A 22,189-nucleotide genomic window follows, 5' to 3' on the forward strand; every position below is an offset into this window, starting at 1 on the left:
CCGCCGCCCCCGGCCGCCGCGCCGCGCGCGCCGGTCCCACCTCCGCGGACGCGCCCGGAACCGGCGCCGCCCACGCCGCCCAAGAAGGCCAAGAAGCCCGCACCGGTGCGGGCGCACGCGGCGCCCCGCCCGAAGAAGGCGCCGCAGCAGCGCCGCAACCCGCTGCGCTCCTCGCTCGTGCTGGTCGTCATCGCCGTCGTCATCAGCGCCGGCACCGCCATCGCCTTCGCGCACTGACCCACGCCTCCACCAAGATCCCGCTCGCCCCGGAGTAGCGCCGGAAGCCTTGACAAGCCGCGGTCACGCCAGCGTGCCGCGACAGACCGAAGAGGTTCCCCTCGTCCTTCCGGCAGACAGCAGTACCCGGCCGCACGGCCCACTTCGCGAGGTGCTGGAGGGCGCCGTAAAGCGATGCCGACCAGCGCGCGGCTCCCGATGGCGGTAGGAGGCGGGGATGGAACCCGGCGCGCGACCGACCCCCACACCGGCCACCCACCTTCGCCAGGCAGGCGCGAAGACGCACGCGGGCGGGCGCGGTCGGCCGGGCGCGGTCGGGCGGGCGCGGGCAGGCGGGCGCGGGCAGGCGGGCGCGGGCAGGCGGGCGCGGGCAGGCGGGGTTGGTCAGGCGGGGTTGGTCAGGGGTGGCGGGCTACTCCGCCGAGGACGAGGAAGCGCTCCGGGTCGGTCACGGCCTCGGCCTCGTCGGGGCGCCACAGGGGCACGTACACCAGGCCGGGGTCGAGCAGGTCCCAGCCGTCGAAGAAACGCAGGATCTCCGCGTGGGACCGGGACACCGCCGGCGAGGTGGCCCGGTCGTAGAGCTTGCCGATCGCCGCGGTCTTGGTCGGCTGCGCCTCATCGGTGAGATGCGAGACCACCAGGGCGCTGCCCGGCGCGGCCGCGTCCCGCAGCGCCGCCACGATGCCGGGCGGATCCTCCTCGGGCCTGATCAGGTGCAGCGCCGCGACGAGCAGGAACGCGACCGGCTCGGAGAGGTCGACCAGCTCCTTCAGCTCCGGCGCGGCGAGGATGCCCGCCGGATCGCGCATGTCGGCCTGAACCACCCTGACGCGGTCGTCGCCCGCCAGGAGGGCGCGGCCGTGCGCCACCGCGACGTCGTCGTTGTCGACGTACACCACCCGCGCGTGCGGGGCTACCTCCTGCGCGACCTCGTGCACGTTGCCCTGCGTCGGGATGCCCGAGCCGATGTCGACGAACTGGGCGACGCCCTCCTCGGCGAGCGCGCGCACGGCGCGGCGCAGGAACGCCCGGTTCGCGCGTGCCAGCTCCCGCGCCCGCGGCTCGACCCGCAGCAGCCCCGTCGCGAGATCACGATCAGAGGCGAAATTGTGCGCTCCGCCGAGCAGATAGTCGTACACCCGTGCGACGCTTGGTCTACGGCTGTCGACCTCGGGTGGGATCCACTCGGAGTCCATTCGTCGTCTCCCTATGCCCGAAGTGGGGCCGTCCGCGGGCACCTCAGCGTAACGCGAGCCGCGGCGGGAGGCCCTCCGCACACGGACAGTGAGGACCATGGCCGAAGACCCCGCACGGCCAGGCCAGGCGACCGTCCTGCTCACCCCGGACGGGACGGTCACCGGCTGGAGCGACGGCGCCGCGCGCCTGTTCGGCCGCGCCGCGGCCGCCGCCGCCGGAACCGCGCTCACCGACCTGCTCGGCCGGCCCGGCGCGGCGGAGCCGCTGCTGGTCGCGCTGAAGGCGGCCGCCGCCGGCCGCGCCTGGAGCGGCGTCCTGCCGCTGTCGGACGAGGGCCTGCCGGTGGCCTGCGAGCCGATGACGAGCGCGGGCGGCCGCGTCCAGGTGCTGCTGACGGTGTCCCCGCCCCGCACCGGCGGCCTGGAGCTGCTGGACGAGGCGGCCCGCCGCGCCGGCTCCACCCTCGACCCCCACCGGGCCGCCGGCGAGATCGTCGCCGTCACCGTCCCGCGGTTCGCCGACGCCGGCGCCGTCTACGTGCTGGAACGCCTGCTCGCCGACGACGACCAGCCCGGCGCCGAGACCGAGGGGTCGGCGGTCGTGCGGCGCCTGGCCGTCGCGCTCGCCGACGACGACCCGCGGGAGTGGTCCCGCGAGTTCCCCGTCGACGAGGTCATCGTCTATCCGCCGGGCTCGCCCTACGCCCGCTGCCTCGCCGCCGGCGACATGGTCGAATTCGGCGGCGACGCCGCCCGCGACACCGTGGCCGGCCGCACGGGCCGCCTCCTCGACGGCATCGCCGACCACGTGTCGCTGCTGGCGGTGCCCCTCGCCGCGCGCGGCCGCACCCTCGGGTTCGCGGTGTTCAGCCGCAAGCGCGGCCGGCCGCCCTTCGACCCGGCCGACCGCGCGCTGGCCTCCGAACTCGCCGGCCGCGCCGCCGCCTGCGTCGACAACGCCTGCGCGTACCGGCGCGAGCACCGCACCGCGACCGCGCTGAAGGCGGCGCTGCTGCCCGCCGAGGTCACCGCCCCGCCCGGCCTGCGGATCGCGCACCGCTACCTGCCCGCCCGCAGCGGCGTCGGGGGCGACTGGTACGAGGTGGTGCCGCTGCCCGGCGGCAGGATCGCCGTGGTGATCGGCGACTCGCTCGGGCACGGCGTCACCGCCGCCGCCGCGATGGGCCAGCTGCGGGTCGCCGCGCACACGCTGGTCCGGTGCGGGTTCCCGCCCGGCGAGGTGCTGGCCCGGCTCGACGCCATCGCCCAGGAGCTGGACGCCGCGCAGTTCGCCACGTGCCTGTGCCTGGTCTGCGACCCGGCGACGCTACGGTGCGAGATGGCGAGCGCCGGGCATCCCCCACCGCTGCTGGCCCTGCCGGACGGCACCGTACGGCACTTCGCCGTCGCCCACGGGCTGCCGCTCGGGGTGTCCGACGAGGAGCATCCGGCCGACCACCCGCAGGTGTCGGCGACGATCCCGCCGGGCGCGACCCTCGCCTTCTACACCGACGGCCTGGTGGAGAGCCGGATGCGCACCGTCGACGACGGCGTCGCGCGGCTCGCCTCCGCCCTGGTCGCCTCCCAGGGCGGGACGCTGGAGGAGACCGCCGACGGCGTTGTGGCCCTGCTGTCCGACCAGCGGGGCCACGACGACATCGCGCTGCTCCTGATCCGCCCCGACGGGCCTTGACCGCCCTACAGGCCGGGGATCTCGTGGTTGCGGAACGCGTCCACGAAGTAGGTGTGGTCCTCCCGGACGATCTCGGCGTACTCGGTGCCGAACGCCACCATCGCCTCCACGAACGCCGACTCGTCCGGGCCGATCACCGCGTCGATGGCGTCCTCGACCTGGAACCCGACCAGGGTGTGGTCGGAGTCGGTGTCGGACACGCAGTGCACCTTGGCGGTGGCGCGGCCCAGGTCGTCCAGCACCGACAGCATGTCCTCGGGCTCGGTCAGGCCGCTCCAGTCCAGGTCCGCCTCGTAGGGCGACAGCTCCTGGACGACGTACCCGACCCCGTCGATCCGGGTGTGGCCGAGCCACGGGTCGCTGTTGGCCTGCAGCGCGCGCCGCGACACGGCGGTGCGGTGCCCGTGGTGCTGGAAGTACTCGCGGATGCGGGGGTCGTCGACGACGCGGCTGGCGGCGGCGACGTTGCCCTGCTTCATCGACAGGATGACGTCGTTCTCCAGCGCCTGGGTGTTGCCCTCGACGAGGATGTTGTAGGCCGACAGCCCGGCCGAGCCGATGCCGAACCCGGACGCCCCGACGATGTCCTTGATCTCATAGGTGAGGCTGCCGAAGCGCTTCTCGTGCGGGATCGTCGTCAGGTACTCGGCGTAGGCGGCCTCGACCGCGGCGCGCTCGGCGTCGTCCAGGCGGCGGACGCCGGGGCGGTCGCGGAACCGGCGCTCGGCCCCGGACACGACGGTCATGCCCTCCAGCAGCCCGGTCCGGGTGCCGCCCATCGCGGCGACCAGCACGTCGCGGACGTAGCCGTCGGTGGTGTCGAGCGTCAGCGCGAACTTCTCGTCGCCCTCGTGCGCGGCGAACTTGCGGACCTGGTCGACGTAGGCGCGCACGTAGGTCTCGATGAGCCGGCGGATGTCGGCGTCGGAGATCGCCTTCTGCCACGCCAGCAGCGCCAGGCTGGCCACCAGCCGCTTGACGTCCCAGGTGAAGTGACCGACGTAGGCCTCGTCGTAGTCGTTGACGTCGAAGACGAAGACGCCGTCGTCGTTCATGTAGGTGCCGAAGTTCTGCGCGTGCAGGTCGCCCTGGATCCACACGCGGGACGTGCGCTCGTCGGCCCACGGGTCGTCGTCGTGGACGATGTCGGCGTAGAACAGGCAGGCGCTGCCCCGGTAGAACGCGAACGGGTCGGACGCCATCTTGCGGAAGCGGCGGCGGAACTCGGCGGGGCTGCGCTCCATCAGGTCCGAGAACGCGTCGACCAGGACGTCGACGATCTGCGCCTGGCGCTCCTTGGGGTCCCGTCCGCGCAGTTCCTCGGTGATGCTCGCCATGCTCTCTCCCTCGATGATCGGACGGTCCCCGCCACGGCCGGGATGTTTCCGGTCATTCTGCCGAATCCGCACCGGTCCGGGAGGTGAACAGCGCACGCACGGCGGGTTCCGACCGCACGAGTTCCAGGGCGGTCTCGGCGTGCCCGGGGACGTAGCCGTTCCCGATGAGCATCGTGACGTCGGCGGCCAGCCCCTCCGCGCCGAGCGCGGCGGCCGGGAACGAGGTCGCCATCGAGAAGAACACGACGGTGCCGCCGGGCGCGGTGGCGAGGATCGCGCCGTGCTCGCAGCCCGGCACGTCCACGCACACGATGGTGACGTCGGCCGGCTCGCCGACGGCCGCCGCGACCGCCACCGGGTCGCGGGCGTCGGCGCGCACGACGGCGTCGGCCAGGCCCGAGGCCGCCAGCCGCTCCTCCTCCTCGGCGGTGGGCACCAGCCCGATCACCCGGGACGCGCCGGCGCGCCGGGCGGCGGCCAGCGACAGGCACCCGCTCTTGCCGGCCGCGCCCAGCACCAGCACCACGGGGCCGTCCTCGCGCGCCGCCACGACGCGGCGGGTGAGAGCCGGCGCGCCGCACACGTCCATGACGGCGAGGGCCAGCGGCACCGGCAGGTCGTCGGGCAGGACGGCGGCGATGGAGCGCGCGAACAGGATCGCGTGGCCCCGCGCGGGCACCTGCTCGGACCGCCCGTCCCACTCCGCGAGCCCGTCGGTGACGGCCAGCGGAGTGAGGGTCAGGGACACCAGGGTGGCGACGCGGTCGCCGGGCTTCAGCCCGAGCGGCGAGTCCGGCCCGGCCTCCTCGACCACGCCGACGAGCATGCCGCCCGACCCGGTCACCGGGTTGTGCATCTTGCCGCGCTCCCCGATGATCCGCAGCACCTCGGCCCGGATCGCGTCCGGGTCGCCGCCGAGCGCGGTGTGCAGCTGGCGGTAGGACGCGGCGTCCAGATTGAGGCGCTCGACGCCGATCCGCACCTCGTCCGGCCGGATCCGCGGGTCGGGATCCAGCCGGAGCGCGGCCTGCGGCAGGACGCCCGCGGGCTCCAGCACCCGGTGCAGCCCGACCGCGGTCCCCGTCCCGCCTCCGGTCATCGCCATGCCGCCTTTCTCCCAACATCGGGTGGTGTTACGCAAGATATGCAGGGCACCCCTGGTTTCATCGAAAGTCTTCCCGTAACGTCGGCGGCACACAAGACTTTTATGCGATCAATGTGAGGCGAGGAGGCGGTCGACGATGACCACTGCCCTGCACCCGGACGCCCTCCAGTCCGAGGAGGCCGCGCGCCAGCCCTACGCCTACCGGCGCCGGCCGCTGGCAGAGCCCGACTGGCGGCGCCTGCCCGGATGGCGGGACGTCACGGAGGCCGAGTGGGAGTCGGCGCAGTGGCAGCGCGCCCACTGCGTCAAGAACGTGCGGCAGTTGCGCCGGGTCATGGGCGACCTGCTCGACGAGCGCTTCTACGCCGACCTGGAACGCGACCAGGCCGAGCGCGCCACCATGTCGATGCTGCTGCCGCCGCAGATGCTGAACACGATGGACGCCTCCTCCACCGAGGCCTTCTACGCCGATCCCGTGCGCCGCTACATGCTCCCGGTGTTCAGCGACCGGCGCACCGACTGGCCGTCCCACCCGCACGCCTCCCGCGACTCGCTGCACGAGGCCGAGATGTGGGCCGTCGAGGGCCTCACCCACCGCTACCCCACCAAGGTCCTGGCCGAACTCCTGCCGACCTGCCCGCAGTACTGCGGCCACTGCACCCGCATGGACCTGGTCGGCAACTCGACTCCGAACGTCGACAAGCACAAGTTCACCATCAAGCCGCCGGACCGGCTCGGCGCCATGCTGGACTACCTGCGCCGCTCCCCCGGCGTCCGCGACGTGGTCGTCTCGGGCGGCGACGTCGCCAACATGCCGTGGGCGCGCCTGGAGTCGTTCGTCGACTCGCTGCTGGACATCGACAACATCCGCGACATCCGGCTGGCCAGCAAGGCGCTCATGGGGCTGCCGCAGCACTGGCTGCAGGACGACGTCCGCGCCGGGATGGAGCGCCTGGCGACCAAGGCGAACGCGCGCGGCGTGCAGATCGCGATCCACACCCACGTCAACGCCGCCCAGTCGGTGACGCCGCTGGTCGCCAAGGCGGCCCGCGCGATGCTCGACACCGGCATCCGCGACGTCCGCAACCAGGGCGTGCTGCTGCGCGGCGTGAACGACACGCCCGAGGCGCTGCTCGACCTGTCGTTCGCGCTGCTCGACGAGGCCGGGATCCTGCCGTACTACCTGTACATGTGCGACATGATCCCGAGCAGCGAGCACTGGCGGCTCGCGGTCTGGGAGGCGCAGGAGCTGCAGCACGCGATCATGGGCTACCTGCCCGGCTTCGCCACCCCGCGGATCGTCTGCGACGTCCCCTACGTCGGCAAGCGCTGGGTGCACCAGCTCGCCGACTACGACCGCGAGCGCGGCATCTCCTACTGGACCAAGAACTACCGCACCGGCCTGGAGCTGGCCGACCCGGACGCTCTGACCAGGCGCTACGAGTACCACGACCCGATCTACACGCTGCCGGAGGAGGGTCAGGAGTGGTGGCGGCAGCGGTCGGGGACGGCCTGAGCCGTCGCGGCCGACGCCTTTACGTTGTAGATCCGAAACATGGCGGATTAGGCTGGGACGGGTGACCCTCGACCTGACCTCCCGTTTCCCGCTCGGCGCGTCGGTGACGGCCGCCGCCCTGGAGGACGACCCCCACCCGCACCTGGCCCGGCTCCGCGAGCGCGAACCCGTCTCCTGGCTGCCCGCACTGGGCGGCTGGCTGGTGACCGCCCGCGGCCCGGCGCTGGCGGTCATGCGCGACGCGGCCTCCTACACCGTGGACGACCCGCGCTTCTCCACCGCCCAGGTCGTCGGGCCGAGCATGCTGTCGCTGGACGGCCCCGCCCACACCCGGCACCGCGACCCGTTCGCCCGGCCGTTCCGGCCGGCCCGGACGCGGGAGCGGTTCACCGCGTTCGTCGAGGCCGAGACCGGCCGGCTGGTCGGCGCCCTGGCGCCGGCCGGCCGGGCCGAGCTGCGCGGCGAGCTGGCCGGGCCGCTCGCCGTCGCGGTCGTCACCGAGGCCCTCGGCCTGCACGGGGTCGACGCCGCGACCGTCCGCTCCTGGTACGGGGCGTTCGTGGAGGCCGTGTCCGCCATCACCGCCGGCGGCGCGGCGCCCGCACGCGCCGGCGAGGCGTACCGGCTGCTGCGCGCGGCCGTCGAGGAGGCGATCGCCGCGGCCCGCCCCGGGTCCCTCCTGGCCGAGGCCGCCCGGGCCGACCTGGACGCCGCCGAGGTCGTCGCCAACGCCGCGATCCTCATGTTCGGCGGCATCGACACCACCGAGGGCATGATCGTCAACGCCGCGCTGCACCTGCTCGGCCACCCGGACCAGCTCCGGCTCGTCCTGGACGACCCGGAACTGCTTCCCGCCGCGATCGAGGAGTCGCTGCGGCTGGAGCCCTCGGCCTCGGTCGTCGACCGGTACGCCGTCCGCGACGCCGAGCTCGGCGGGGCGGCGGTCCGGGCGGGCGACCTCGTGCGGGTGTCGATCGCCGGCGCCAACCGCGACCCGTCGGTGTTCCCCGACCCCGACCGCTTCGACGTGCGGCGCGGCAACGCCGCCGAGCACCTGGCGTTCGCGCACGGACCCCACTTCTGCTTCGGCGCCCACCTGGCCCGGATGGAGGCCCGCACAGCGCTCGCCGCGCTGCTGGGTCGCCTGCCCGGCCTGCGCCTCGTTCCCGCCCGCCCCGCCCGGCCGCACGGGCTGGTGTTCCGCAAGCCCGCGCGGCTGGACGTCCTCTGGGACGTCTGAGGACCGGTTGTGGACCGTTCCCGGCGTCGCTCCGCGCCGCGCCGCTGTGGGAGCATTCCCCCATGATCGTGGAACGCCGCGTCGAGCTGCGCTTTTGCCAGGAGAGCCGGGACGCGCAGACGCACGTCAACCTGTCCGCCGTGCGCCAGGACGGCCGCTGCCTGTGGGTGGCGGGCGACGAGACGGCCACCATCGAGCGGCTCACCGCCGTCACCGGCGAGGACGGGCGCGTCACCGGCTACGACGGGCAGGCCACCATCGCGCTCGCCGACCTCGTCCCGCTGCCGGCCGGCGCCGACGAGGAGGCCGACATCGAGGGCCTCGCCCGCGCCGACGGGTGGCTGTGGGCGATCGGCTCGCACAGCCTCAAGCGCAAGAAGATCAAGCCGGGGAACGGCGACGCCAAGGCCCGCAAGCGCCTCGCCACCGTCGTCCGGGAGGACAACCGCTTCATCCTCGCCCGCATCCCCCTGGTCACCGGCGACGACGGGCTCCCCCGCGCCGTCGCCGAGGACGGCGGGCGGACCGCGGCCGTCCTCGGCCTGGACAAGGACTCCATCGCCGACCTGCTGGCCGGCGACCCGCACCTCGCGCCGTTCCTCGCCATCCCGAGCAAGGACAACGGCCTGGACATCGAGGGCGTCGCCGTGCACGGCGACCGCCTCTACATCGGGCTGCGCGGGCCCGTGCTGCGCGGCTGGGCGGTGCTGGTGGAGATCCGCCCGGACTCCCACCCGCGCGACCCGCGGCGCCTGCGGGCGCTGCCGATCGGCGACGACGGCGAGCCCTACCGCACCCACTTCCTGGACCTCGGCGGCCTCGGCGTCCGCGACCTGTGCCCGCACGGCGACGACCTGCTCGTCCTCACCGGGCCGAGCATGGACCTGGACGGCCCCGTGCGGCTCGTGCGGTGGCCGGGGGCGGCCCGCGCCGACGCCGGGTCGATCGTCGCGGCCGACGAGCTGGAGGTGCTGGGCGAGCTGCCCCACGGCGACGGCGACGACCACGCCGAGGGCATCGCCGTGCTGGACGAACCGGGCACCCGCCTGCTGGTCGTCTACGACAGCCCCGCCCCGGACCGGCTCACGGCGGACGGCGGCGTCCTCGCCGACGTCGTCGATCTCGGCTAGCGGGCCCCGAATAAGCGCTCGCTTTCAGACTCTGCTTGGATGGGCCCCGGTACCCGGCGGGAGTCGAGAGGGCGGGAACAGAGCATGATCGAATGGTCCGAGGAAGACCTGATGATCCGGGACGCGGTGCGCGGCTGGATCGACGCGGAGGTCCGCCCGAACCTGGACGCGCTGGAGTCGGGCGAGCTGCCGCCCTACGACCTTCTCCGCAACCTCTACAAGACGTTCGGCATGGACGAGATGGCCCGCTCCTCCTTCCACGCCCGGCTGGCCAGGGAGCGCGAGGGCGGGCAGGACGGGGGCTCCGCCTCCGCCGAGGACTCCGGCGACGACCGGCCCGGCGGCGGCAACGCGGCGATGTCGATGCTGCCGGTCATCGAGCTGTGCAGGGTCGCGCCCGGCCTGGTCTCGGCGATGGGCGTCGGGCTCGGCCTCGCCGCCGGGACGATCATGAAGCGCGGCACGCCCGAGCAGAAGGAGCGCTGGGCGCTCCCGCTGCTCACCATGGACAAGGTCGGCGCCTGGGCGATCACCGAGCCGAACTCCGGGTCGGACGCGTTCGGCGGGATGCAGGCCACCGCGCGCAAGGACGGCGACGAGTACGTCATCAACGGAAGCAAGACCTTCATCACCAACGGCCCCTACGCCGACACGATCGTCTTCTACTGCAAGCTCGACAACGGGGACGCCCCGCGGGACAGGGAGATCCTCACCTTCGTCCTCGACCGGGGCATGCCCGGCCTGGAGCAGAGCAGGCCGCTGCGCAAGATGGGGCTGCACTCCTCCCCCACCGGCGAGCTGTTCCTCAACGACGTCCGCGCGGGCGCCGACCGGCTCCTGGCCTCCGGCGCGCAGGGCGGCAAGGAGTCGGCCCGCCAGAACTTCGTCACCGAGCGCGCCGGAGTCGCCGCGATGGCGCTCGGCGTCATCGAGGAGTGCCTGAAGCTGTCGGTCGAGTACGCCAAGACCCGCGAGCTGTGGGGGCAGCGCATCGGCGACTTCCAGCTCATCCAGCTCAAGCTGGCGAAGATGGAGGTCGCGCGCCTCAACGTGCAGAACCTGGTGTTCCGCCACATCGAGATGCAGCGCGCCGGGCGCTCCCCGACCCTGGCCGAGGCGTCGGCGATGAAGCTCTACGCCGCGCAGGCGGCCAGCGAGGTCGCGCAGGAGGCCGTGCAGCTGTTCGGCGGCAACGGCTACATGAGCGAGTACCGCGTCGAGCAGCTCGCCCGCGACGCCAAGTCCTTCCAGATCTACGCCGGCACCGACGAGATCCAGGTCACCCACATCGCCCGCGACCTGCTGTCGCGCTGACCGCCCCGTCCGAGAAGGCGCCGCGTCCGCTCGACGCCGCCCCGCCCGCGAACTTCCGGGGACCGGGCGGCGTCGAAAAGGTGGAGGGCGGGTGAGGGCGATCGCCCGCCCTCGGCCGACGGGCCTTTCTGGACAGCCGACGACGGGGACTGGATACTCACAGCTATGGACGGTCAGCCCTCATTCCCGGTGAGAGCGTCCGACACGGAGCGGGACCGGGTGCTGCGCGTCCTCAGCGAGCGCGTGGCCGAGGGCCGGATGTCGAACGAGACGTTCGAGCGCCGTGTCGACCAGGTGCTGCAGGCGCGCAACCAGGCCGAGCTGGCCGACATCGTGCACGACCTGCCGAACTCCAGCCGCGTCGTGAACCGGCTGACCGGCCTCATCTCCTCGGTCTCGCAGGCGACCGCGCGGATCGAGGCGGCCTGGCGGGCCCCGCGGCTGCCCAAGTTCATGCTCCCGCCGCGCGAGCTCGGCCGCATCGTCGTCGGCCGCGCCCCCGCGTGCCAGTTCATCCTCACCGACCTCACCGTCTCCCGGTTCCACGCCGAGATCTACCGCGCGGACGAGGGCTGGATGATCTCCGATCTGGGGTCGATGAACGGCACCCGCGTGAACGGGTACCGGCTGACCGGCCCCGCCCGCGTCCGGCCAGGCGACGAGGTCGGCTTCGGCAACTCCGCGTTCCTCGTCACCGCCCCCTGATCCGTCCCGGGTCTTGACGGAACCGTAAAGAGTCCTTACTTTCACCTCCAAGTTAGGAAACCTTCTTAACTCGGAGGAGCCGCCGTGTCCGTGCCCGTCCCCGGAACGCCCAGCCTGCTGCGGGCGATCAACGACCGCGCCGCGCTGGAGGCGCTGCTCGCCCGGGGGCCGCTGACCCGGCCGCAGATCTCCGACCTCACCGGCCTGTCCAAGCCCACCGCCTCCCAGCTGCTCGCGCGGCTGGAGCAGGCCGGGCTCGTCGTCCGCGACGGCGTCCGCGAGGGCCTGCCCGGCCGCACCGCCGGGCTGTACCGCATCAACGGCGCCGCCGCCCACGTCGCCGGCGCCGACGTCACCCCCGCGCGGATCCGCGTCAGCGTCGCCGACCTCGCCGGGACGGTCGTCGGCGAGCACACGCTGCCCACCCCCGGCCGCACCGGCGTGGACGTCGTCGCCCGGATGGCCGCCACGCTCGACGGCGCCGCCGCCGCGGCCGGCCTCACCCGGGACCGCCTCGACCGGGCCGTCGTCGGCATCCAGGGCGCCGTCGACCCCGCCACCGGCCGCCTCGGGTACGCCTCGCACATCCCCGGCTGGCACATCCCCGACCTCGTGGACACCCTGAGCGGCGGGCTCGGCGTGCGCGTCGCGATCGAGAACGACGTCAACCTCGCCGCGCTCGCCGAGCGGGCCGGCGGGCGCGCCGAGGGCGCGTCGGACTTCGTCCTGCTGTGGGTCGCCGACGGCGTCGGCATGGCCGTCGTGCTGAACGGGACCCTGCACCGGGGCGCGACCGGCGGCGCCGGAGAGATCGGCTACATGCCCGCCGTCGGCGCCCCGCTCATGCGGGACGTGCGGCGCACCCACACCGGCGGGGTGCACAGCCTCACCGGCGGGGCGGCCGTGCTGAGGCTGATGCGCGAGCACGGCTTCCGCGGACGGGACGCCGCCACCGCGCTCAGCCGCGCCGCCGCCGACGTGCAGACCGCGGGCCGGCGCACGGCCACGGACGCGGGCGCCCGCGCGGAGCGCGCCCTCACCGAACTCGCCACCAGGCTCGGCGCCACGCTCGCCACGGTCGTGGCCGTCATCGACCCCGCACTCGTCGTCCTCACAGGCGACGTCCTGCGCGCCGGCGGCGAGCCGCTGCGCGCACGCGTCCAACAGCACCTGCACAGCCTCACGATCCCGCGCCCCGAGGTGCGGCTCAGCACCGTGGAGGGCAACCCCGTCCTGGCCGGGGCCCTCCAGCAGGCGCTCCGGGAGACCCGCGACGAGGTCTTCACCACCACCGTCCCCTGACCCGTCCTCACCCCGCCGTTCCCCACCCCCCGAAGGAGAACCGGAGTGCCCACCACCACAACGCGCCCGCTCGCGGCGGTCGCCGCCGCCACCGGGCTCGTCCTCGCGGCCGCGTGCACCGCCGGCGGCGACCAGTCCGGCAAGGGCCCGGCGTCCGGCGAGAAGCAGACCATCGAGGTCTGGCACGGCTGGAGCGCCCCGCACGAGGTGAAGGCCTTCCAGGACGCCGTCGCCGGCTTCAACCAGGCCCACCCCAACATCACCGTCAAGCTCGTCAACGGCCAGACCGACGACCGCATCACCAATGCCATCCGCGGCGGGAACCCGCCGGACGTGGTGTCGTCCTTCACCACCGACAGCGTCGGGCAGTGGTGCAAGAGCGGCGCCTGGCAGAACCTCTCGCCCTACATCGCCAAGTCCGGGCTCGACCTGAACCAGTTCCCGAAGGCGGTGCGGAACTACACCGAGTACAAGGGCGTCCGCTGCGCGATGCCGCTGCTGGCCGACGCCTACGGCCTCTACTACAACAAGAGGCTGATGAAGGGCGAGCAGCCGCCGAAGACGATGGGCGAGCTGACCGCGCTCGCCAAGAAGCTCACGGTCCGCTCCCCCGACGGGACCATCAAGGTCGCCGGGTTCATGCCGTCCGTCCAGTACTACGAGCACCAGGTCCAGCACCTGGCCCCGCAGTTCGGCGTCAGGTGGCTGACCGACGACGGCAGGGCCAACTTCTCCGGCGACCCCGCCTTCCAGGCCTACCTGAAGTGGAACAAGAGCCTCATCGACTGGTACGGCTACGCCAACGTCAAGAAGTTCCTGCGCTCGATGGGCCAGGAGTTCGAGTCGTCCAACCCCTTCGAGAAGGGGCGGACGGCGATGGCCGTGGACGGCGAATGGCGCACCAAGTTCATCCAGAAGGAGGCGCCCGGGCTCGACTACGGCACGGCGCCCGTCCCCGTCTCCGACGACCGCGCGAGCGCCTACGGCGGCGGGTTCGTCACCGGCACCGTCATCGGGATCCCGCGCGGCGCCAGGCACGCCCCCGCGGCCTGGGAGTTCGTCCGGTACCTCACCACGGACACCGGCGCGCTGGTCACCTTCGCCAACGCGCTCGGCAACGTGCCCTCCACGATCCCGGCGCTGTCGTCGCCGAAGCTGACGCTGCCGCCGCAGTTCCGCACGTTCCTCGACGTCTTCAGGAACCCCAACAGCTCCACCACGCCGCCGACACCGAACGGCAACGACTACGTCGTCCGGTTCGAGAAGTTCACCCAGGAGGAGTGGGAGCCCGGCAAGGTGAGCGACCTCGGCCAGGCGCTGAAGAGGCTCGACGGCGAGGTCGACGACTCCCTCAAGCTCGCCGGAGGCTGACCGTGGCATCCGGCTCAGCGCGCCTCCCGCTGCCCGGGGCGCGGCGCGGGACGGCGGCGGCGCGGGCGCGACGGCGCCGGCGGCTCCGGGTCGCGGCGTTCCTGTCCCCCTGGCTCGCCGGGTTCGGCCTGTTCTTCGTCTACCCCCTCGCCGCCACCGTCTACTTCTCCTTCACCCGGTACAACCTGTTCACGCTGGAGTACGTGGGCCTCGACAACTACGCCTACCTGCTGCACGACCGCGACGCCTGGACGGCGATGCGCAACACGCTGTGGCTGGTCGCCGTGCTCGTCCCGCTGCGGGTGCTGTTCGGCCTCGGCGTCGCCCAGCTGCTCACCAGGGTCAGGCGGGGCGCCGGCCTGCTGCGCTCGGTCCTCTACCTGCCGTACCTGGTCCCGCCCGTCTCGGCCACGGTCGCGTTCGTGTTCCTGCTGAACCCCGGCACCGGCCCCCTTCCGGCCCTCGCCGCGCGGCTCGGGATCCCCCTGCCCGACTTCTTCAACGACGCCGCCTGGGCCAAGCCCGGCCTGACCCTGCTCGGCCTGTGGGCGGTCGGCGACGTCATGATCATCATGCTGGCGGCGCTGCTGAACGTGCCCGCGTCGCTGTACGAGGCGGCAGCGATCGACGGCGCCGGCGCCTGGGCCCGGTTCCGGCACATCACGCTGCCGACCGTGTCCCCCGTCCTGGCGTTCTCCGCCGTCACCGGCGTCATCGAGACGCTGCAGTACTTCACGCAGCCGATGGTGGCGGGCAAGGTGGCCTCCGGGCGCGCCGACCTGCCCGGGGTCCAGTACTCCCCCGGCTACCCCGACGGCTCCACGCTGACGTTCCCGCAGTGGCTGTACGACCAGGGGTTCCGCCAGTTCAACATGGGCTACGCGTGCGTGCTGGCGCTCGTCATGTTCGCCACTGCGATGGCGTTCACCGTGTTCCTGCTCCGCCGATTCCGCGCGTTCGCCGGAGAGGAGGCGCGATGATCCCCGGAGGGCGCGCCCGCCGGGCGCTGCTGTGGCTCGCCGTGCACGCCACCGCCGTCGCGGTCGGCGTGATGTTCCTGGCGCCCCTGGCGTTCATGCTGCTGACCGCCGTGATGACCGACCGGCAGGCGCTCAGCGGCGAGCTGTGGCCGCGCGGCTGGCACTTCGCCAACTTCGCCGAGGTGTTCAGCGGCGACATGGTCCGCTGGACCGTCAACAGCACCGTGTACGCCGGCCTGTCCACGGTGTTCATGCTGGTCTCCAGCGTGCCGGTGGCGTACGCGCTGGCCCGCTTCCGGTTCCGCGGACGGGGCCCGGCGCTCGTCGTGGTGATCTCGGCGATGATGCTGCCGCCGCAGGTCACCATGGTGCCGCTGTACATCGTGTGGGCCCGGTTCGGGCTGACCGGCACGCTGTGGCCGCTGATCATCCCGCAGCTGTTCGGGGACGCGTTCTCCATCTTCCTGCTGCGCCAGTTCCTGGTGACGATCCCCCGCGAGTACGCCGACGCCGCCCGCGTGGACGGCTGCGGCGAGCTGCGCACGATGCTGCGGGTCGTCCTGCCGATGGCGAGGCCCGCCCTGGCCGCGGTGGCGCTGTTCCAGTTCTTCTACTGCTGGAACGACTACTTCCGGCCGCTGGTGTACGCCGACCCCGACCACTGGACGCTGGCCATCGGCGTCGCCACGTTCCGCGCCGCCCACCATGTCGAGTGGAACCTCACCATGGCCGCGACGCTGCTGACCATCCTGCCGGTGCTGGTCGTGTTCTTCCTCGCCCAGCGCGTGTTCATCCAGGGCGTGACCTTGACGGGAGTGAAGGGTTGAAGCTGACGGTCATCGGGGGCGGGTCCACCTACACCCCGGAACTGGTCGACGGGCTCGCGCGGGCGCACGCGGCGCTGCCGGTGTCGGAGCTCGTGCTCGCCGACCCCGACGCCCGGCGGCTGGAGCTCGTCGGCGGGCTCTCCGCGCGGATGCTCGCCCGCGCGGGCCACCCCGCCCGCGTCGTCACCACCGGCGACCTGGACGCGGCGGTCGCGGACGCGACGATCGTCGTGATCCAGCTGCGCGTCGGCGGGCAGGCCGCCCGGCACGTCGACGAGACGCTGCCGCTGGCCCGCGGCTGCGTCGGGCAGGAGACGACCGGCGCCGGCGGCCTCGCCAAGGCGCTGCGCACCGTCCCGGTCGTGCTGGACATCGCCGGGCGCGTCGCCGCCCGCGCCCCGCACGCCTGGATCATCGACTTCACCAACCCGGTCGGCATCGTCACCCGGGCCCTGCTGGACGCTGGGCACCGCGCGGTCGGCCTGTGCAACGTCGCGATCGGGTTCCAGCGGCGCGCGGCGGCGCTGCTGGGCGTCCCGCCCGAACGGGTCGGCCTCGGCCACGCGGGGCTCAACCACCTCACCTGGGTGCGGTCGGTCCTGCTGGACGGGCACGACGTCCTGCCGGACCTGCTCGACCGGCATCCCGGCGAGCTCGCCGCCGTCTCCGGCCTGCACGCCCCGTTCCTGCGGACGCTCGGCGCCGTCCCGTCGTACTACCTGCGCTACTTCTACGAGCACGACCGCGTCGTCGAGGAGCAGCGGGCCGCGCCGTCGCGGGCCGAGGAGGTCGCCGCGCTCGAACGCGACCTGCTGGAGGCCTACGCCGACCCCGCGCTGGACACCAAGCCCGCCCGGCTCGCCGAGCGCGGCGGCGCGTTCTACTCCGAGGCGGCCGTGCAGCTGGCCGCGTCGCTGGTCGGCGGCCGCGGCGACGTGCAGGTCGTCAACGTGCGCAACCACCGCACGCTGCCGTTCCTGGACGACCGCGCGGTCATCGAGGTCCCGGCGCGGATCACCGGGTCCGGGGCGGTGCCGCTGCCCGTCCCCGCCATGGAGCCGCTGCTCGCCGGGCTGGTCGCGCACGTGTCGGCGTACGAGGAGCTGGCCCTGGACGCGGCGCTGCGCGGCGGGGTGGACCGGGTCGCCGCCGCGCTGCTCGCGCATCCGCTCGTGGGGCAGGCGGACACGGCCGAGCGCCTCGCCCGCGACCTGGTCGCCGCCAACCGCGCCCACCTGCCCTGGGCCGCCTGATGGCCGCGGGCGTCCTCGTCGCCGTCGACGGCGGCAACAGCAAGACCGACGCGGCCGTCGCCACCACCGCCGGCGAGCTGCTGGCCACCGTGCGCGGCGACGGGTTCCGCCCGCAGGCCGACGGGCTCGACGCCGCGCTCGACGCGCTGACGACGGACATCGGCAGAGCGCTGCGGGACGCCGGGGTCCGGCCCGGCGGCGTCGTCCACCTGGCCGCCTACATGGCCAACGTCGACCTGCCGGGCGAGGAGGAGCGGCTGGAGAAGCTCCTGCTGTCCCGGGGCGCCGCGCCGAGCGTGACGGTCGGCAACGACACGTTCGCGCTGCTGCGCAGCGCCGTCACCGAGGGCTGGGGCGTCGCGGTGGTCTGCGGCGCCGGCATCAACTGCGCGGGCGTCGCCCCCGACGGGCGCACCGCGCGGTTCCCGTCCCTCGGCGCCCACACCGGCGACTGGGGCGGCGGCGGCGAGCTCGGCCGCTCGGCTCTGTGGCACGCCATCCGCGGCGAGGACGGCCGGGGGCCGGAGACGGCGCTGACCGCCGCGGTCGCCGCCCACTTCGGTCTGGCCCGCGCCATCGACGTGGGCCTCGCCCTCCACCTCGGCGAGATCGAGCAGGGGCGGCTCACCTCCCTGGCGCCCGTCCTGCTCGACATCGCCGAGGCCGGCGACCCGGTGGCCCGCGGCGTGGTGCTCCGGCTGGCGGAGGAGGTGGCGATCCTCGGCTCGGTCGCGCTGCGCCGCCTGGACCTCCTGGACGCCCCCGCCGACGTCGTCCTCGGCGGCGGGGTCCTGGCGGCCCGCCGGCCGCTGCTGATGGAGGCGGTCGCGGACCGCTACGCCGACCTCGCCCCCCGCGCCCGCCTGCTGGTCCCCGAGGACCCCCCGCTGCTCGGCGCCGCGCTCCTCGCTCTCGACCACGTCGCCGCCCCGCCGTCCGCCCACGCGGCCCTGCGCACCGCGTTCCGCCGCCGCTGACCCGCGGTCGGGCCGCCGTCGCCGGGATGCCTACCATGGCGATGGACGGGTGGTCCGGAGGCCTGGATCCGCTGAACGACCCCCGCCCTTGACGTTGTAAGGTTCCGCCGGTGCGGGAGGGGGACGCCGTGGAGATCGGGTTCGCGGTGCCGGGGTCCGGCGCGTGGGCGACCCCGCGCAACCAGGTGACGGTGGCGCGGCGTGCCGAGGATCTCGGCTACCGCTCGCTGTGGACGCTGCAGCGAGTCCTCAACCCGGCCGGGTCGACCGACCTCACCTACCGCAACGTCCCCGACCCGCTGATCACCCTGGCCTACCTCGCCGCCCACACCTCCCGGGCGCGGCTCGGCGTCGCGGTCGTGAACCTTCCGTTCTACGCGCCACCGATCCTCGCCAAGCAGGCCGCCACCCTCGACCACGTCAGCGGGGGACGCCTGGACCTCGGGCTCGGGATCGGCTGGATGCGCGAGGAGTTCGCGGCGGTCGGCGCCCCCATGGAGCGCCGCGGCGCCCGCGCCGAGGAGTTCATCGCCGCGCTGCGCGCCCTGTGGGCCGGCGGGTCCGGGGACCCGGCGCGATTCCACGGCGAGTTCTACGACATCCCGCCCGTGACGATGGACCCGCCCCCGCTCCAGCCGTCCGGGCCGCCGATCCTGCTGGGCGGCGGCGCCGAACCCGCCCTGCGGCGCGCGGGCCGGCTGGCCGAGGGCTGGGTCAGCTCCAGCCGCGCCGACCTCGCCGCGATCGGCCGCTCCGTGGAGGTGGTGCGGGAGGCCGCCGAGGAGGCCGGGCGGGACGCGTCCGCGCTGCGGTTCGTGTGCCGGGGCGCGGTCCGGGTCCGCCCCGCGGGGCGGGAGGAGCGGCGCCCGCTCACCGGCTCCTTCGAGGAGATCCGCGGCGACTTCGGGGCGCTGGCGCGGCAGGGCGTCACCGAGCTGTTCGTGGACCTGAACTTCGATCCGGAGATCACCGGGCCGGACGCCGATCCGGACGCGTCGCTGGACCGCGCCCTGGAGACGCTGGAGGCGTTCGCGCCGGGGCAGTGACTACAGGGGCGGCCGCCGCGCCTCCCAGGGGGTGCTGAGCACGACGGTGGTGCGCGTCGCGACGTTCGCGGCGGCGCGGATCTTCTGCAGCAGGTCCTCCAGCTCGTTCGGCGAGGCGACCCGGACCTTGAGGATGTAGCTCTCCTCCCCCGCCACCGAGTGGCACGCCTCGATCGCCTGCAGGTGCGCCAGCCGGTCGGGGGCGTCGTCGGGGGCCGCCGGGTCGATCGGCTTGATCGACACGAAGGCGGTCAGCGGCAGGCCGATCTCGCGGTTGTCGAGCTGGGCGGCGAAGCCCTTGATGACGCCGCGCTTCTGCAGCCTCCGGACGCGCTGGTGCACCGCCGACACCGACAGGCCCGTCTCCTTGGCCAGGTCGGTGAAACTCATCCGCCCGTCGTCGGCCAGCAGGGCCATGATCTGACGATCGATCTCCTCCACGCGGGAAATCTAGCGCGCCGGGGCCCGTGCGCGGGCCCTCGTTCGATCACGGATCGGCTTTCCCGCAGGGGCGGGAGCGCAGCGCCGACCGCGTGCGGCTAGCGGCGCGCGCTCCGCAGCGGCCCGCAGCTGCCGCGCACCACCAGCTCCGTCGGCAGCACGACCGGGCCTCCCCTGCCGCGCCGGGCGGGCTCGCGCAGCAGCAGCTCGCAGGCGCGGTAGCCGATGTCGTGGCCGGGCCTGGCCACGGCGGTCAGCGGCGGATCGCACAGCTCCGCCCACGCGACGTCGTCCACCATCGCGATGGACACGTCGGCCGGCACCCGCAGGTCGAGCTCGCGGGCGACCAGGACGGCGGCCTCGCCGAGCAGGTGCCCGGCGGCCAGGACGGCGGTGACGTCAGCGCGGCGCTGCAGCAGCCCGGCGGCGGCCGCGTAGGCGGCGTCGCGGGCGGGACGGGCGGCCACGACGAGGTCCTCCTCCGCGGGCAGGCCCAGCTGCGCCAGGGTTTCGCGGAACGCCCGCTCGCGCGCGCCCGCGGGACGGCCCGGCGCGCCGCCGAGGAACCCGATGCGGCGGTGCCCGAGCCCGGCGAGGTACTCGGTGAGGGACCGCACGCCGCCCGCGTCGTCGGCCAGCACGGACGGGACGTCGGGCAGCCCGGGCAGGACCCGGTCGGCGAACACGACGCTGGAGCACACCCGGGCCGCGGCGCGCCAGTCGGCCTCGTCCCCGGCGGGCAGCGCGATGATCCCGTCGACCCGCTGCTCGACGAGCCGGTCGACGATCTCGGCCTCGCGGGAGGGGTCGCCGTGCGCGGCGTCCACGATGACGTGCTCGCCGAGGGTGCGGGCGCAGGCCAGCACACCCGCGACCACCTCGGCGCAGAACGGGTCGGTGACGTCGGGGACGACCAGGCCGATGCCGCCGCTGCGGCGCAGCTTCAGGCCCCGGCCGAGGGCGCTCGGCCGGTAGTCCAGCTCGCGGGCCGCGGCCAGCACCCGCTCGCGGGTCGCGGCGCTCGCCGAGCCCGTCCCGGAGAACACCCGCGACACCGTGGCGATGCCGACGCCCGCCGCCGCGGCCACGTCCTTGATCGTCGCCGACCGCCGTTCCGCCACCCGCGCACCGTCCCTTTCCGCCTGTTTCGATCATCTTCTCACGATGACGTCTCCCCTGGAAACGATTCCATGATGTTTACTCCAGCCAATACGACATATCCCCTGCTCGGCGGGGGAACGGCGGAAACGTTTCCAAAGGGGTTCGGATGGCCAAGATCGTGCTGGACCGGGTCGACAAGGTGTACGGCGGCGGAGTCAAGGCCGTCGACGGGCTCGATCTGGAGATCCGCGACGGCGAGTTCATGGTGCTGGTCGGGCCGTCCGGCTGCGGCAAGTCCACCGCGCTGCGGATGATCGCCGGGCTGGAGGAGATCTCCGGCGGGAAGATCTCCATCGGCGACCAGGTCGTCAACGACCTCGCGCCGAAGGACCGCGACATCGCGATGGTGTTCCAGAACTACGCCCTCTACCCGCACATGACGGTCGAGCAGAACCTCGCGTTCGGCCTCAAGCTGCGCGGGACGCCGAAGGCGGAGATCAAGCAGAAGGTCCGCGACGCCGCCAAGATGCTCGGCCTGGAGCAGTACCTGTCCCGCAAGCCGGCCGCGCTGTCGGGCGGCCAGCGGCAGCGCGTCGCGATGGGCCGCGCCATCGTCCGCCAGCCGCAGGCGTTCCTGATGGACGAGCCGCTGTCCAACCTCGACGCCAAGCTCCGCGTCTCCATGCGCGCCTCCCTCAGCCAGCTGCACGAGCGGCTCGGCGTCACCACCGTGTACGTCACCCACGACCAGGTCGAGGCCATGACGCTCGGATCGCGGGTGTGCGTGCTGCGCGAGGGCAAGCTCCAGCAGGTCGACACCCCGCAGCGGCTGTTCGACAACCCCGTCAACCTGTTCGTGGCCGGGTTCATCGGCTCGCCCGCGATGAACTTCGTGCTCGCCGACCTCGAGACCGGCGACGGCGGGGCGCGGGTCTCCTTCGCCGGCTACACGCTGCCCGTCCCGGCCGCGGTCATGGACGACAAGCCGGGCCTGGGCGACTACCTCGGCAAGAAGGTCATCCTCGGCATCCGCCCGTCGGACTTCGAGGACTCCGCGCACGCCCAGCCCGGCTGGGCGCCGATGGCGGTGCGCAGCAGCGTCACCGAGGAGCTCGGCAGCGAGATCAACGTGATCTTCACGATCGACGCCCCGCCGGTCGAGCACAAGGACACCGCCGACCTGGCCGAGGACGCCGCCGAGGGCGAGGCCGAGGCGATCCCGCTGATCGACAACAAGGCGCTGTGGACGGCCCGCGTCAACTCCCGCTCGCACGTGCGCCCGGGGCAGGACGTGGACCTCGCCGTCGACACGCGCCGCCTGCACTTCTTCGACCCGTCCAGCGGTCTGGCCATCGGGCACCCCGACGTCGCCGAACGGCACGGCGCCGCGGACCTGCGCAAGTCCGGCTGACCGT

The 22,189-nt window shown here is 73.8% G+C and carries 20 protein-coding genes; 15 read left to right on the top strand and 5 right to left on the bottom strand.

Features of this window, described 5'->3' with window-relative positions; genetic code table 11:
• A partial coding sequence (locus ABWI04_RS28490) for a hypothetical protein (RefSeq protein ID WP_353834373.1) occupies window positions 1–237 on the top strand: 237 nt, incomplete at its 5' end.
• A gap of 398 nt (window positions 238–635) precedes the next feature.
• On the opposite strand, the gene ABWI04_RS28495 is transcribed toward ABWI04_RS28490, so the two are convergent.
• Entirely contained in the window at window positions 636–1,436 is an 801-nt protein-coding gene (locus ABWI04_RS28495; RefSeq protein WP_353834374.1) for an SAM-dependent methyltransferase, read from the bottom strand.
• Between the two features lie 97 nt (window positions 1,437–1,533).
• On the opposite strand from ABWI04_RS28495, the gene ABWI04_RS28500 reads away from it, so the two are divergent.
• On the top strand, window positions 1,534–3,129 hold the full coding sequence (locus ABWI04_RS28500) for a PP2C family protein-serine/threonine phosphatase (protein WP_353834375.1): 1,596 nt from the start codon (window positions 1,534–1,536) through the stop codon (window positions 3,127–3,129).
• 5 nt (window positions 3,130–3,134) lie between these two features.
• On the opposite strand, the gene ABWI04_RS28505 is transcribed toward ABWI04_RS28500, so the two are convergent.
• A complete protein-coding gene (locus tag ABWI04_RS28505) occupies window positions 3,135–4,466 on the bottom strand; it encodes a DUF2252 domain-containing protein (protein WP_345183047.1) in 1,332 nt (443 codons plus the stop codon).
• Between the two features lie 52 nt (window positions 4,467–4,518).
• Window positions 4,519–5,571: an L-erythro-3,5-diaminohexanoate dehydrogenase gene (gene kdd / locus ABWI04_RS28510; RefSeq protein WP_353834376.1), complete on the bottom strand. Its 1,053-nt coding sequence runs from the start codon at window positions 5,569–5,571 to the stop codon at window positions 4,519–4,521.
• A 136-nt stretch (window positions 5,572–5,707) separates the two neighbouring features.
• Between kdd and ABWI04_RS28515 the strand changes: the two genes are divergently transcribed.
• From ABWI04_RS28515 to ABWI04_RS28570, 12 genes are all read left to right on the top strand, one after another.
• Entirely contained in the window at window positions 5,708–7,087 is a 1,380-nt protein-coding gene (locus tag ABWI04_RS28515) for a KamA family radical SAM protein (protein ID WP_353834377.1), read from the top strand.
• A gap of 61 nt (window positions 7,088–7,148) precedes the next feature.
• On the top strand, window positions 7,149–8,327 hold the full coding sequence (locus ABWI04_RS28520) for a cytochrome P450 (RefSeq protein WP_353834378.1): 1,179 nt from the start codon (window positions 7,149–7,151) through the stop codon (window positions 8,325–8,327).
• 62 nt (window positions 8,328–8,389) lie between these two features.
• On the top strand, window positions 8,390–9,457 hold the full coding sequence (locus ABWI04_RS28525) for a DUF3616 domain-containing protein (protein ID WP_353834379.1): 1,068 nt from the start codon (window positions 8,390–8,392) through the stop codon (window positions 9,455–9,457).
• An 84-nt stretch (window positions 9,458–9,541) separates the two neighbouring features.
• Window positions 9,542–10,771: an acyl-CoA dehydrogenase family protein gene (locus ABWI04_RS28530; RefSeq protein ID WP_353834381.1), complete on the top strand. Its 1,230-nt coding sequence runs from the start codon at window positions 9,542–9,544 to the stop codon at window positions 10,769–10,771.
• A 165-nt stretch (window positions 10,772–10,936) separates the two neighbouring features.
• Window positions 10,937–11,476 carry an FHA domain-containing protein gene (locus tag ABWI04_RS28535; RefSeq protein WP_345183040.1) on the top strand — a complete coding sequence of 180 codons (540 nt, stop codon included), beginning with the start codon at window positions 10,937–10,939 and terminating at the stop codon, window positions 11,474–11,476.
• A gap of 84 nt (window positions 11,477–11,560) precedes the next feature.
• Entirely contained in the window at window positions 11,561–12,778 is a 1,218-nt protein-coding gene (locus ABWI04_RS28540; RefSeq protein WP_353834382.1) for an ROK family transcriptional regulator, read from the top strand.
• 45 nt (window positions 12,779–12,823) lie between these two features.
• The gene (locus ABWI04_RS28545) at window positions 12,824–14,149 is read left to right on the top strand and encodes an ABC transporter substrate-binding protein (RefSeq protein WP_353834383.1); all 1,326 of its coding nucleotides are present in this window, start codon (window positions 12,824–12,826) and stop codon (window positions 14,147–14,149) included.
• 2 nt (window positions 14,150–14,151) lie between these two features.
• On the top strand, window positions 14,152–15,129 hold the full coding sequence (locus tag ABWI04_RS28550) for a carbohydrate ABC transporter permease (RefSeq protein WP_345183036.1): 978 nt from the start codon (window positions 14,152–14,154) through the stop codon (window positions 15,127–15,129).
• Entirely contained in the window at window positions 15,126–15,956 is an 831-nt protein-coding gene (locus ABWI04_RS28555) for a carbohydrate ABC transporter permease (protein ID WP_353834384.1), read from the top strand. The genes ABWI04_RS28550 and ABWI04_RS28555 overlap by 4 nt, the downstream gene beginning before the upstream one ends.
• Entirely contained in the window at window positions 15,953–17,209 is a 1,257-nt protein-coding gene (locus ABWI04_RS28560) for a 6-phospho-beta-glucosidase (protein ID WP_353834385.1), read from the top strand. The genes ABWI04_RS28555 and ABWI04_RS28560 overlap by 4 nt, the downstream gene beginning before the upstream one ends.
• Window positions 17,209–18,186: an N-acetylglucosamine kinase gene (locus ABWI04_RS28565; protein ID WP_353834386.1), complete on the top strand. Its 978-nt coding sequence runs from the start codon at window positions 17,209–17,211 to the stop codon at window positions 18,184–18,186. The genes ABWI04_RS28560 and ABWI04_RS28565 overlap by 1 nt, the downstream gene beginning before the upstream one ends.
• A 110-nt stretch (window positions 18,187–18,296) precedes the next feature.
• Complete coding sequence (locus ABWI04_RS28570) at window positions 18,297–19,232, top strand: TIGR03619 family F420-dependent LLM class oxidoreductase (protein WP_353834387.1); 936 nt, start codon at window positions 18,297–18,299, stop codon at window positions 19,230–19,232.
• Here the strand turns inward: ABWI04_RS28570 and ABWI04_RS28575 are convergent, their stop codons facing one another.
• Window positions 19,233–19,673, bottom strand: a complete 441-nt coding sequence (locus tag ABWI04_RS28575) for an Lrp/AsnC family transcriptional regulator (RefSeq protein WP_345183031.1) — start codon at window positions 19,671–19,673, stop codon at window positions 19,233–19,235.
• 98 nt (window positions 19,674–19,771) lie between these two features.
• Entirely contained in the window at window positions 19,772–20,794 is a 1,023-nt protein-coding gene (locus ABWI04_RS28580) for a LacI family DNA-binding transcriptional regulator (protein WP_345183030.1), read from the bottom strand.
• Window positions 20,795–20,940: 146 nt separating this feature from the next.
• Between ABWI04_RS28580 and ABWI04_RS28585 the strand changes: the two genes are divergently transcribed.
• A complete protein-coding gene (locus ABWI04_RS28585; protein WP_345183028.1) occupies window positions 20,941–22,185 on the top strand; it encodes an ABC transporter ATP-binding protein in 1,245 nt (414 codons plus the stop codon).
• Window positions 22,186–22,189 lie beyond the last annotated feature (4 nt).

Origin of the sequence: Actinomadura sp. NPDC000929 (genome assembly GCF_040492065.1) — a bacterium.
Taxonomy (GTDB): Bacteria; Actinomycetota; Actinomycetes; order Streptosporangiales; family Streptosporangiaceae; genus Spirillospora; species Spirillospora verrucosospora.

What these genes read in the sequence shown, in the direction of transcription:
- ABWI04_RS28500 (WP_353834375.1), top strand. Translation starts at nt 1,534, where the DNA reads ATGGCCGAAGACCCCGCACGGCCAGGCCAGGCGACCGTCCTGCTCACC.
- ABWI04_RS28505 (WP_345183047.1), bottom strand. Translation starts at nt 4,466, where the DNA reads ATGGCGAGCATCACCGAGGAACTGCGCGGACGGGACCCCAAGGAGCGC.
- ABWI04_RS28525 (WP_353834379.1), top strand. Translation starts at nt 8,390, where the DNA reads ATGATCGTGGAACGCCGCGTCGAGCTGCGCTTTTGCCAGGAGAGCCGG.
- ABWI04_RS28565 (WP_353834386.1), top strand. Translation starts at nt 17,209, where the DNA reads ATGGCCGCGGGCGTCCTCGTCGCCGTCGACGGCGGCAACAGCAAGACC.
- ABWI04_RS28515 (WP_353834377.1), top strand. Translation starts at nt 5,708, where the DNA reads ATGACCACTGCCCTGCACCCGGACGCCCTCCAGTCCGAGGAGGCCGCG.
- ABWI04_RS28535 (WP_345183040.1), top strand. Translation starts at nt 10,937, where the DNA reads ATGGACGGTCAGCCCTCATTCCCGGTGAGAGCGTCCGACACGGAGCGG.
- ABWI04_RS28530 (WP_353834381.1), top strand. Translation starts at nt 9,542, where the DNA reads ATGATCGAATGGTCCGAGGAAGACCTGATGATCCGGGACGCGGTGCGC.
- ABWI04_RS28495 (WP_353834374.1), bottom strand. Translation starts at nt 1,436, where the DNA reads ATGGACTCCGAGTGGATCCCACCCGAGGTCGACAGCCGTAGACCAAGC.
- kdd (WP_353834376.1), bottom strand. Translation starts at nt 5,571, where the DNA reads ATGGCGATGACCGGAGGCGGGACGGGGACCGCGGTCGGGCTGCACCGG.
- ABWI04_RS28585 (WP_345183028.1), top strand. Translation starts at nt 20,941, where the DNA reads ATGGCCAAGATCGTGCTGGACCGGGTCGACAAGGTGTACGGCGGCGGA.
- ABWI04_RS28555 (WP_353834384.1), top strand. Translation starts at nt 15,126, where the DNA reads ATGATCCCCGGAGGGCGCGCCCGCCGGGCGCTGCTGTGGCTCGCCGTG.